Here is a 13,036-nt window from a genome sequence, read left to right on the forward strand (position 1 = left end):
CTGAGTCAAATGCATTTTGAATGTCTTTTTCATACAAGGATAAATACCACCTTTGGAGTTTTGAAGGAGTAAGGCATGGGCCCTGTTAACAGCAATTCGGGTATTGACTCGCCAACACATGGACAACCTCAACTTGAGGAAGCATCAACAGTTGTCAGTGCAGGCAGGGAAGTTAGTGTATACCACCAAAATCAATCGCCATTCCTCTGTTTACCCTACGAAACAAAGTCGATGATTATTCGCTATTTGGGTTTTCGCGAGATTACCCGTTTAGCAAAGGTATGCAGACATCTTCGCGATCTTGTTGAAAACGATAAAGGTCTGGAAAGAGCCTGGTTTCGGCGGTTTCCTTCACAACACCAATATCAACTAAAGGCCATGATAACGAGAAAAGATGAGCAACAACTTCGTGACTGGTTGGCGCCGTTTGCAAATAAGGACACTGTCGAGTCACTTTTAAAACAACGAGAAAGTACTTACTTTCCTGCTCAGCTCCTTTTCACCCGGAGTAAACTGATGTCTCAATGTAAAAAATTCAAGCTGGTAGAAAAAGCCAAAATTCCCCATGCTGGCATCAGCAAAGACACCTTCAGTGGCGTCGGCCGCCGTGTGGTGGCCGCCAGTGAGGATCATAAGTTGAAAATCTATGACCAGGAGAATGGTGGAACCTGGGAAGAAAAAAACACTATTACCCATAATGGTGCAGTCATGTCGGCCAGCTTGAGCTCTGATGGTCGTCATGTTTTAGCCACCGGTTATGATAAGACAGTCACTATCTACAGTCAGGCGAACAACGGATCCTGGGAAGCAACAGCCAGCATTCCCCATGTTCTCAATGTCAGATCCATCACCTTCACTGCTGATGGCCGACGTTTGATGACTGTCGCTCCAGATCACACGGTGAAATTCTTTGGTCAGGGGGACGATGGATCATGGGAATTAAAGGACATTATTTACCATACCAGTCCGGTCATTTCGGCCAGGTTCAGCGTCGATGAGAGTCTTCTGGCGATCCACGATACAGATTTCGTTGTTACAACCTATGGCAAGGGGGCCGCTGGAAAGTGGGTGGAGAAAGCCACCCTTCAAGGCACCCATATCGCACTTGCCGATATCAGCGCCGATAGCTGTCACCTGTTAACCAAAGATTCAGGTTACAAGGCAAGTATCTTTAACCTGCAGGCCGATGGATCATGGAAAAAAGCGGTCACGATTTCCCATGATTATATACTCGAAACAGCCACCTTCAGCGCCGATAGCTGCCATGTGGTGACCGCCAGTTGGGATTACAAGGCGAAAATCTATAGCCGCAGAGCCGATTCATCATGGCAAGAAAAAGCCTGCATTACCCACAAGTACGAAGTCATCTCAGCCACCTTCAGTGCCGATTGCCTTCATGTGGTGACTATCAGTAAAGATAACAAGGCAAAAATCAGTGGCCTGCAGGCCGATGGATCATGGCGAAAACAAGCCAGCATTACCCATAAGGAAAAAATCCTCTCAGCCACCTTCAGTGCCGATGGTCGTCTTGTGGTGACCGCCAGTGCAGATGGTACGGCGAGAGTTTTTGGTCTGCAGACCGAAGGGAAGTGGCTGGAAAAAGCCACCATCCGACACGAGAGAGGAGTCCTCTCAGCCGACTTCAGTCCCGATGACCGATATGTGGTGACCATCAGTAATGATTACAGTGCAAGAATCACTGAGCTGCGGAAGGACGATGATGATCAAATGAGCATAACCCACCTCTTGTCTGAGGCTAGTTGCCTCCTCTTTTGATCCATTACCTTGAAAAATTTTCCCGGATCAGGGCTCTGTTTTTCCTGGTTTCACTGACCTCAATATTGTGAACTTTCAGCATAAAACCGAGTCAAATGCATTTTGAATGTCTTTTTCATACAAAGATAAATACCAACTTTGGAGTTTTGAAGGAGCCAGGCATGGGCCCTGTTAACAGCAATTCGGGTATTGACTCGCCAACACATGGACAACCTCAACTTGAGGAAGCATCAACAGTTTTCAGTGCAGGCAGGGAGGTTAGTGTATACCACCAAAATCAATCTCCATTCCTCTGTTTACCCTACGAAACAAAGTCGATGATTATTCGCTATTTGGGTTTTCGCGAGATTACCCGTTTAGCCAGGGTATGCAGACATCTTCGCGACCTTGTTGAAAACGATAAAGCTCTGGAAAGAGCCTGGTATCGGCGGTTTCCTCCACGACACCAATATCAACTAAAGGCCACGATAACGGAAAAAGATGAGCAACAACTTCGCGACTGGTTGGAGCCGTTTGCGGATGAGGACACTGTCGAGTCACTTTTAAAACAACGAGAAAGTACTTACTTTCCTGCTCAGCTCCTTTTCACCAACAGTAAACTGACGTCTCAATGTAAAAAATTCAAGCTGGTAGAAAAAGCCAAAATTCCCTATGCTGGCGGTATCAAAGGAGCCTCCTTCAGTGCCGTCAGCCGTCGTGTGGTGGTCGCCAGTGCGAATCATAAGTTGAAAATCTATGGCCAGAAGAATGGTGGAACCTGGGAAGAAAAAAACACTATTACCCATCATAATGGTGCAGTCATGTCGGCCAGCTTTAGCTCTGATGGACTTCATGTGTTAGCCATTAGCTATGATAATACAGTCACTATTTACAGTCAGGCGGACAATGGATCTTGGGAAGCGAAAGCCACCATTCCCTTTCTCAATGTCAGATCCATCACCTTCACTGCTGATGGCCGCCGTTTGATGACTGTCGCTCCAGATCACACGGTGAAATTCTTTGGTCAGGGGGACAATGGATCATGGGAATTAGAGGACATTATTTACCATACCAGTCCGGTCAATTCGGCCAGGTTCAGTGTCGATGAGAGTCTTCTGGCGATCCAGGATACACATTTCGTTGTTACAATCTATGGCAAGAGGGCCGATGGGTCATGGGTGGAAAAAGCCACCCTTAAAGACACCCCGAGCGTAATTGTCAATATTAGCGCCGATAGCTGCCACCTGTTAACCTTCAGTTCAGATCACACGGCAAATATCTATGACCTGCAGGCCGATGGATCATGGAAAAAAGCAGCCACGATTTATCATGATGATGCAATCGCCTCAGCCACCTTCAGCTCCGATAGCTGCCATGTGGTGACCACCGGTTGGGATTGCAAGGCGACAATCTATAGCCGGAAGGCTAATTCATCATGGCAAGAAACAGCCTGCATTACCCACAAGGGCATAGTCTTCTCAGCCACCTTCAGTGCCGATTGCCTTCATGTGGTGACCACCAGTACTGATAACACGTCAAAAATCCATGGCCTGCAGGCCAATGGATCATGGCGAGAAGAAGCCAACATTAGCCATAAGAGCATCCTCTACACAGCTACATTCAGTGCCAATGGTCGTCTTGTAGTTACCGCCAGTCATGATCGTACGGCGAAGGTTTTTGGTCTGCAGACCGAAGGCGCATGGCTGGAAAAAGCCACCATCCGACACGAGAAAGGAGTCACCTTAGCCAAATTCAGTCCCGATGATCGATATGTGATGACCCTCGGTGTTGATAACACTGCGATAATCACTGAGCTGCGGAAGGACGATGATGATCGAATGAGCATAACCCACCTCTTGTCTGAGGCTAGTTGCCTCCTCTTTTGATCCATTACCTTGAAAAATTTTCCCGGATCAGGGCTCTGTTTTTCCTGGTTTCACTGACCTCAATAGTGTGAACTTTCAGCATAAAACCGAGTCAAAAACCGAGTCAAATGCATTTTGAATGTCTTTTTCATACAAAGATAAATACCAACTTTGGAGTTTTGAAGGAGCCAGGCATGAGCCCTGTTAACAGCAATTCGGGTATTGACTCGCCAACACATGGACAACCTCAACTTGAGGAAGCATCAACAGTTTTCAGTGCAGGCAGGGAGGTTAGTATATACAACCAAAATCAATCGCCATTCCTCTGTTTACCGCACGAAACAAAGTCGATGATTATTCGCTATTTGGGTTTTCGCGAGATTACCCGTTTAGCAAAGGTATGCAGACATCTTCGCGATCTTGTTGAATACGATAAAGCTCTTGAAAGAGCCTGGTTTCGCCGGTTTCCTTCACCACACCAATATCAACTAAAGGCCATGATAACGAAAAAAGATGAGCAACAACTTCGTGACTGGTTGGCGCCGTTTGCGGATGAGGACACTGTCGAGTCACTTTTAAAACAACGAGAAAGTACTTACTTTCCTGCTCAGCTCCTTTTCACCAACAGTAAACTGATGTCTCAATGTAAAAAATTCAAGCTGGTAGAAAAAGCGGAAATCCCCCTTGCATACGCTCTCAACACAGCCACCTTCAGCGCCGACAGCCTCCGCGTGGTGACCGCCAGTTTGGATCATAAGTTGAAAATCTATGGCCAAAAGAATGGTGGAACCTGGGAAGAAATAAACACTATTATCCATGATCGTCCAGCCAAGTCGGCCAGCTTTAGCTCTGATGGCCGTCATGTATTGGCTACCGGTTATGATAATACATTCACTATCTATGGTCAGGCAGACAATGGATCATGGGAAGCAAAAGCCACCATTCCCCATGTACTTAATGCCAGTTCAGCCACCTTCACCGCTGATGGCCGCCGCTTGGTAACTGGCGGTCCAGATCAGACGGTGAAATTCTTTGTTAAGAGAGACAACGGATCATGGGAATTAGAGGAGACTATTTACCATACCAGTGCGATCGATTCGGCCAGGTTCAACGACGATGAGAGTCTTCTGGCGATCCACGATATACATCTCGTTGTTACAATCTATGGCAAGGGGACCGCTGGATCATGGGTGGAAAAAGCCACCCTTCAAGGCCCCCAGACCGAAATCGCCAATTTCAGCGCCGATAGCTGCCATCTGTTAACCTTCAGTCCAGGTCACAAGGCAGATATCTTTAACCTGCAGGCCGATGGATCATGGAAAAAAGCAGCCTCGATTTATCATGATAATTTGATCATCACAGCCACCTTCAGCGCCGATAGCTGCCATGTGGTGACCGCCAGTTGGGATCACAAGGCGAAAATCTATAGCCGTAGGGCCGATTCATCATGGCAGGAAAAAGCCTGTATATCCCACGCTAGAAACATCAGCTCAGCCACCTTCAGTGCCGATTGCCTCCATGTGGTGACCACCAGTCACGATAATACGGCAAAAATCAGTGGTCTTCAGGCCGATGGATCATGGCAGGAAGAAGCCAGCATTATCCATAAGCGCAATGTCACCTCAGCCTGCTTCAGCGCCGATGGTTGTCATGTGTTAACCGCCAGTGCGGATGGTACGGCGAAATTTTGTGGTCTGCAGGCAGATGGGTCATGGCTGGAAAAAGCCACCATCCAGCACGCAAGAGGAGTCACCTCAGCCAATTTAAGTCCCGATGATCGATACGTGCTGACCGTCAGTGTTGATTACAGTGCGAGAATCACTGAACTGTGGAAGGACGATGATGAACGAATGAGTGTAACCTAACGTCTGCCTGAGGTTAGTTGTCTCCTCTTTTGATCCGTGACCTTGAAAAATTTTCCCGGATCAGGGCTCTGTTTTTCCTGGTTTCACTGACCTCGATATTGTGAACTTTCATCCTAAAACTGAGTCAAATGCATTTTGAATGTCTTTTTCATACAAGGATAAATTCCCACTTTGGAGTTTTGAAGGAGTAAGGCATGAGCCCTGTTAACAGCAATTCGGGTATTGACTCGCCAACACATGGACAACCTCAACTTGAGGAAGCATCAACAGTTTTCAGTGCAGGCAGGGAGGTTAGTGTATACAACCAAAATCAATCGCCATTCCTCTGTTTACCCCACGAAACAAAATCGATGATTATTCGCTATTTGGGTTTTCGCGAGATTACCCGTTTAGTAAAGGTATGCAGGCATCTTCGCGATCTTGTTGAAAACGATAAAGCTCTGGAAAGAGCCTGGTTTCGCCGATTTCCTTCACAACACCAATATCAACTAAAGGCCATGATAACGAGAAAAGATGAGCAACAACTTCGTGACTGGTTGGCGCCGTTTGCGGATGAGGACACTGTCGAGTCACTTTTAAAACAACGAGAAAGTACTTACTTTCCTGCTCAGCTCCTTTTCACCAACAGTAAACTGATGTCTCAATGTAAAAATTTCAAGCTGGTAGAAAAAGCCGAAATTCCCCATGCTAACTTTATCAACACAGCCAACTTCAGTGCCGACAGTCGGCGTGTGGTGACCGCCAGTTGGGATCATAAGTTGAAAATCTATGGCCAGGAGAATGATGGAACTTGGGAAGAAAAAAACATTATTACCCATAATGGTGCAGTCAGGTCGGCCTCATTTAGCTCTGAGGGACGTCATGTGTTAGCCGCCGGTTATGATAAGACACTCACTATCTTCAGTCAGGCGGACAATGGATCCTGGGAAGCAAAAGCCACCATTCCAAATGTTCTTAATTTCAGATCAGCCACCTTCACTGCTGATGGCCGCCGTTTGATGACTGTCGCTCCAGATCACACGGTGAAATTCTTTGGTCAGGGGGACAATGGATCATGGGAATTAGAGGACATTATTTACCATACCAGTCCGGTCAATTCGGCCAGGTTCAGTGTCGATGAGAGTCTTCTGGCGATCCACGATATAAATGCCGTTGTTACAATCTATGGCAAGGGGGCCGGTGGATCATGGGTGGAAAAAGCCACCCTTCAAGGCACCCAGGAAGCAATTAAAGATATCAGCGCCGATAACTGCCACCTGTTAACCAGAACAGGTGTCAAGATAAATATTTTTAACCTGCAGGCCGATGGATCATGGAAAAAAGCAGACACGATTCCTCATGATTTTATACCCACCACAGCCACCTTCAGCGCCGATAGCTACCATGTGGTCACCGCCGCCAGTAGGGATCACAAGGCGAAAATCTATAGCCGGAGGGCTGATTCATCATGGCAAGAAACAGCCTGCATTACCCACAAGGACGAACTCACCTCAGCCAACTTCAGTGCCGATTGCCTCCATGTGGTGACCACCAGTGAGGATGGTACGGCAAAAATCATTGGCCTGCAGGCCAATGGATCATGGCAAGAAGAAGCCAACATTAGCCATAAGAACAGCGTCTACTCAGCCACCTTCAGTGCCGATGGTCGTCTTGTGGTAACCGCCAGTGCCGACGGTACGGCGAAAGTTTTTGGTCTGCAGACCGATGGCGCATGGCTGGAAAAAGCCACCATCCGACACGAGAGAGGACTCATGTCAGTCAACTTCAGTCCCGATGACCGACACGTGGTGACCACCACTGAAAATTACATTGCGAGAATCACTGAGCTGTGGAAGGACGATGATGATCAAATGAGCACAATCCAGCACCCGCCTGATGCTGATTGTCTCCTCTTTTGAGCCATGACCTTGAAAAATTTTCCCGGATCAGAGCTCTGCTTTTTCCTGATTTCACTGACCCCAATATTTTGAACTTTCATCCTGAAGCCGAGTCGAATCCATTTTGAATGTCTTTTTCATACAAAGATAAATTCCCACTTTGGAGTTTTGAAGGAGCCAGGCATGAGCCCTGTTAACAGCAATTCGGGTATTGACTCGCCAACTCATGGACAACCTCAACTTGAGGAAGCATCAACGGTTTTCAGTGCAAGCAGGGAGGTTAGTGTATACATGCAAAATCAATCGCCATTGCTCTGTTTACCCTATGAAACAAAGTCAATGATTATTCGCTATTTGGGTTTTCGAGAGATTACCCGTTTAGCCAAGGTATGCAGGCATCTTCGCGATCTTGTTGAAAACGATAAAGCTCTGGAAAGAGCCTGGTTTCGGCGGTTTCCTTCACGGCACCAATATCAACTAAAGGCCATGATAACGAGAAAAGATGAACAACAACTCCGTGACTGGCTGGCGCCGTTTGCGGATGAGGACACTGTCGAGTCACTTTTAAAACAACGAGAAAGTACTTACTTTCCTGCTCAGCTCCTTTTCACCAACAGTAAACTGATGTCTCAATGTAAAAAATTCAAGCTGGTAGAAAAAACCGAAATTCCCCATGCTGACTATATCAGGACAGCCACCTTCAGCGCCGACAGCCGCCGTGTGGTGACCGCCAGTTGGGATCATAAGTTGAAAATCTATGGCCAGGAGAATGATGGAACCTGGGAAGAAAAAAACACTATTACCCATAATGGTCCAGTCAGGTCGGCCTGCTTTAGCTCTGATGGCCGTCATGTGTTAGCCGCCGGTTATGAAAGGGCATTCACTATCTACAGTCAGGCGGACAATGGAACCTGGGAAGCAAAAGCCACCATTCCAGATGTTATTAATGTCAGATCAGCCACCTTCACTGCTGATGGCTGCCGTTTGGTGATTGTCGGTCGAGATCACACGGTGAAAATCTTTGCTCAGGGAGACAATGGATCATGGGAATTAGAGGAAACCATTTGCCATACCAGTCCAATCGAATCGGCCAGGCTCAGCGCCAATGAGAGTCTTTTGGTGATCCAGGATACAGAATTCGTTGTTTCAATCTACGGCAAGGAGGCCTCTGGATCATGGGTGGAAAAAGCCACCATTGAAGAAAACCCGATCGTAATTGTCAATATCAGCGCCGATAGCTGCCACCTGTTAACCAAAGATTCAGATCATAAGGCAATTATCTTTAACCTGCAGGCCGATGGATCATGGAAAAAATCAGCCACGATCTCCCATGATGATATTATCATCCTGGCCACCTTCAGCGCCGATAGCTGCCATATGGTGACCACCGGTTGGGATCACAAGGCGAAAATCCACAGCCAGAGGGCTGATTCATCATGGCAGGAAAAAGGCTGCATCACCCACAATAACGAGATCACCTCAGCCACCTTCACTGCCGATTGCCTTCATGTGGTGACCACCAGTAGAGATAACACGGCAAGAATCAGTAGTCTTCAGGCCGATGGATCATGGCAAGAAAAAGCCTGCATTAGCCATAATAACAGCGTCCACTCAGCCACCCTCAGTGCCGATGGTTGTCATATGGTAACCGCCAGTACGGATGGTACGGCGAAAGTTTTTGGTCTGCAGACCGATGGGTCATGGCTGAAAAAAGCCATCATCCGACACGATAAAGGAGTCATCTCAGCCAACTTCAGTCCCGATGACCGACATGTGGTGACCGTCAGTTTTGATGCCAGTGCGAGAATCACTGAACTATCGAAGGCCGATGATGATCGAATGTGCTTAACCCACCTCCTGTCTCAGGCTGAATGCATCCTCTTTTGATCTATGACCTTGAAAAAAAATTTCCCGGACCAGGGCTCTGTTTTTTCCTGGCTTCACTGACCTCAATATTGTGAACTTTCATCCTGAAACCGAGTCCAACCTGCTGAATCCATTTTGAATGTCTTTTTAATACAAAAAGGATAAATACTCACTTTGGCGTTTTGAAGGAGCCAGGCATGAGCCCTGTTAACAGCAATTCGGGCATTGACTCGCCAACACCTGTACAACCTCAACTTGAGGAAGCATCAACGGTTGTCAGTGCAGGCAGGGAAGTTAGTGTATACCACCAAAATCAATCGCCATTGCTCTGTTTACCCTATGAAACAAAGTCAATGATTATTCGCTATTTGGGTTTTCGCGAGATTACCCGTTTAGCCAAGGTATGCAGGCATCTTCGCGATCTTGTTGAAAACGATAAAGCTCTGGAAAGAGCCTGGTTTCGCCGGTTTCCTCTACGACACCAATATCAACTAAAGGCCATGATAACGAGAAAAGATGAGCAACAACTTCGTGACTGGCTGGCGCCGTTTGCGGATGAGGAAACTATCGAGTCACTTTTAAAACAACGAGAAAGTACTTACTTTCCTGCTCAGCTCCTTTTCACCAACAGTAAACTGATGTCTCAATGTAAAAAATTCAGGCTGGTAGAAAAAGCCAAAATTCCCCATGCTAACTTTATCACCACAGCCACCTTCAGCGCCGACAGCCGCCGTGTAGTGACCGCCAGTTGGGATCATAAGTTGAAAATCTATGGCCAGGAGAATGGTGGAACCTGGGAAGAAAAAAACACTATTACCCACAGCGGTGCAGTCAGGTCGGCCAGCTTTAGCTCTGATGGCTTTCATGTGTTAGCCACCAGTTCCGGTTATGATAAGACAGTCACTATCTTCAGTCAGGCGGACAATGGATACTGGGAAGCAAAAGCCACCATTCCCAATGTTCATAATATCGGATCAGTCACCTTCACTGCTGATGGCCGCCGTTTGATGACTGTCGGTCCAGATCACACGGTGAAATTCTTTGGTCAGAGGGACAATGGATCATGGGAATTAAAGGATACTATTTACCATACCAGTTCAGTCAGTTCGGCCAGGCTCAGTGTCGATGAGAGTCTTCTGGCGATCCGCGATATAAATTCCGTTGTTACAATCTATGGCAAGGGGGCCGCTGGATCATGGGTGGAAAAAGCCACCATTCAACGCACCCAGTACGCAATTCTCGATATCAGCGCCAATAACTGCCACCTGTTAACCAGAGCAGGTTTCAGGGTAAATATTTTTAACCTGCAGGCCGACGGATCATGGAAAGAAGCAGACACGATTTCTCATAATTTTATAGTTAACACAGCCACCTTCAGCGCCGATAGCTGCCATGTGGTCACTGCCAGTAAGGATCATCAGGCGAAAATCTACAGCAAGAGGGCTGATTCATCATGGCAAGAAAAAGCCTGTATTACCCACAATGACGAGCTCACCTCAGCCACCTTCAGTGCCGATTGCCTCCATGTGGTGACCACCAGTAGAGATAACACGGCAAAAATCTATGGCCTGCAGGCCAATGGATCATGGCGAGAAGAAGCCAACATTAGCCATAAGAACAGGGTACCCCCAGCCACCTTCAGTGCCGATGGTCGTCTTGTGGTTACCCCCAGTTGGGATGGTACGGCGAAAGTTTTTGGTCTGCAGACCGATGGGTTATGGCTGGAAAAAGCCACCGTCCGACACGAGAAAGGAGTCATGTCAGCCATCTTCAGTCCCGATGACCGACATATGGTGACCATCAGTTTTGATTGCAGTGTGAAAATCACTGGACTGTGGAAGGACGATGATGATCGAATGAGCGTAACCCAACGCCTGCCTGAGGTTGGTTGTCTCTTCGTTTGATCCATGACCTTGAACAATTTCCCCGGATCAGGGTTCTGCTTTTTCCTGGTTTCACTGACCTCAATATTGTGAACTTTCATTCTATAGCCGAGTCCAACCTGTTGAATCCATTTTGAATGCCTTTTTCATACAAAAGGATAAATACTAACTTTGGAGTTTTGAAGGAGCCAGGCATGAGCCCTGTTAACAGCAATTCGGGCATTGACTCGCCAACACCTGGACAACCTCAACTTGAGGAAGCATCAACGGTTGTCAGTGCAGGCAGGGAGGTCAGTGTATACGTCCAAAATCAGTCGCCATTGCTCTGTTTACCCTATGACACAAAGTCGATGATTATTCGCTATTTGGGTTTTCGCGAGATTACCCGTTTAGCCAAGGTATGCAGGCATCTTCGCGATCTTGTTGAAAACGATAAAGCTCTGGAAAGAGCCTGGTTTCGCCGGTTTCCTTCACCACACCAATATCAACTAAAGGCCATGATAACGAGAAAAGATGAGCAACAACTCCGTGACTGGCTGGCGCCGTTTGCGGATGAGGACACTGTCGAGTCACTTTTAAAACAACGAGAAAGTACTTACTTTCCTGCTCAGCTCCTTTTCACCAACAGTAAACTGATGTCTCAATGTAAAAAATTCAAGCTGGTAGAAAAAACCGAAATTCCCCATGCTGGCTATATCAGGACAGCCACCTTCAGCGCCGACAGCCGCCGTGTGGTGACCGCCAGTTGGGATCATAAGTTGAAAATCTATGGCCAGGAGAATGATGGAACCTGGGAAGAAAAAAACACTATTACCCATAATGGTCCAGTCAGGTCGGCCTGCTTTAGCTCTGATGGCCGTCATGTGTTAGCCGCCGGTTATGAAAGGGCATTCACTATCTACAGTCAGGCGGACAATGGAACCTGGGAAGCAAAAGCCACCATTCCAGATGTTATTAATGTCAGATCAGCCACCTTCACTGCTGATGGCTGCCGTTTGGTGATTGTCGGTCGAGATCACACGGTGAAAATCTTTGCTCAGGGAGACAATGGATCATGGGAATTAGAGGAAACCATTTGCCATACCAGTCCAATCGAATCGGCCAGGCTCAGCGCCAATGAGAGTCTTTTGGTGATCCAGGATACAGAATTCGTTGTTTCAATCTACGGCAAGGAGGCCTCTGGATCATGGGTGGAAAAAGCCACCATTGAAGAAAACCCGATCTTAATTGTCAATATCAGCGCCGATAGCTGCCACCTGTTAACCAAAGATTCAAATCACAAGGCAATTATCTTTAACCTGCAGGCCGATGGATCATGGAAAAAAGCAGCCACGATTTCCCATGATGATATAATCATCTTGGCCACCTTCAGCGCCGATAGCTGTCATTTGGTGACCACCGGTTGGGATCACAAGGCGAAAATCTACAGCCAGAGGGCTGATTCATCATGGCAGGAAAGAGGCTGCATCACCCACAATAACGAGATCACCTCAGCCACCTTCACTGCCGATTGCCTTCATGTGGTGACCACCAGTGTAGATAACACGGCAAAAATCAGTAGTCTTCAGGCCGATGGATCATGGCAAGAAAAAGCCTGCATTAGCCATAAGAACAGCGTCCACTCAGTCACCCTCAGTGCCGATGGTTGTCATATGGTAACCGCCAGTACGGATGGTACGGCGAAAGTTTTTGGTCTGCAGACCGATGGGTCATGGCTGAAAAAAGCCATCATCCGACACGATAAAGGAGTCATCTCAGCCAACTTCAGTCCCGATGACCGACATGTGGTGACCGTCAGTTTTGATTCCAGTGCGAGAATCACTGAACTATCGAAGGCCGATGATGATCGAATGTGCGTAACCCACCTCCTGTCTCAGGCTGAATGCATCCTCTTTTGATCTATGACCTTGAAAAAAAATTTCCCG

7 protein-coding genes are annotated in these 13,036 nt (G+C 47.3%); all 7 read left to right on the forward strand.

The window, feature by feature from the left end:
- Nucleotides 1-75 precede the first annotated feature (75 nt).
- The 7 genes from ACOJUO_RS06565 to ACOJUO_RS06595 all read left to right on the forward strand — a co-directional run bounded on the left by ACOJUO_RS06565 (nt 76) and on the right by ACOJUO_RS06595 (nt 13,009).
- Nucleotides 76-1,776: an F-box/WD repeat-containing protein gene (locus tag ACOJUO_RS06565; RefSeq protein ID WP_422139309.1), complete on the forward strand. Its 1,701-nt coding sequence runs from the start codon at nt 76-78 to the stop codon at nt 1,774-1,776.
- 161 nt (nt 1,777-1,937) lie between these two features.
- Nucleotides 1,938-3,641, forward strand: coding sequence for an F-box/WD repeat-containing protein (locus ACOJUO_RS06570; RefSeq protein WP_422139310.1), 1,704 nt, complete (start codon nt 1,938-1,940; stop codon nt 3,639-3,641).
- Between the two features lie 173 nt (nt 3,642-3,814).
- Entirely contained in the window at nt 3,815-5,485 is a 1,671-nt protein-coding gene (locus ACOJUO_RS06575; RefSeq protein WP_422139311.1) for an F-box/WD repeat-containing protein, read from the forward strand.
- A gap of 194 nt (nt 5,486-5,679) precedes the next feature.
- The gene (locus ACOJUO_RS06580; protein ID WP_422139312.1) at nt 5,680-7,383 is read left to right on the forward strand and encodes an F-box-like domain-containing protein; all 1,704 of its coding nucleotides are present in this window, start codon (nt 5,680-5,682) and stop codon (nt 7,381-7,383) included.
- 162 nt (nt 7,384-7,545) lie between these two features.
- Nucleotides 7,546-9,249, forward strand: a complete 1,704-nt coding sequence (locus ACOJUO_RS06585) for an F-box/WD repeat-containing protein (protein WP_422139313.1) — start codon at nt 7,546-7,548, stop codon at nt 9,247-9,249.
- Nucleotides 9,250-9,425: 176 nt separating this feature from the next.
- Nucleotides 9,426-11,132 carry an F-box/WD repeat-containing protein gene (locus tag ACOJUO_RS06590; RefSeq protein ID WP_422139314.1) on the forward strand — a complete coding sequence of 569 codons (1,707 nt, stop codon included), beginning with the start codon at nt 9,426-9,428 and terminating at the stop codon, nt 11,130-11,132.
- A 173-nt stretch (nt 11,133-11,305) separates the two neighbouring features.
- Nucleotides 11,306-13,009 carry an F-box/WD repeat-containing protein gene (locus ACOJUO_RS06595; RefSeq protein WP_422139315.1) on the forward strand — a complete coding sequence of 568 codons (1,704 nt, stop codon included), beginning with the start codon at nt 11,306-11,308 and terminating at the stop codon, nt 13,007-13,009.
- Nucleotides 13,010-13,036 lie beyond the last annotated feature (27 nt).

The organism is Endozoicomonas sp. ALC020 (assembly GCF_049275935.1).
Taxonomy (GTDB): domain Bacteria; phylum Pseudomonadota; class Gammaproteobacteria; order Pseudomonadales; family Endozoicomonadaceae; genus Endozoicomonas_A.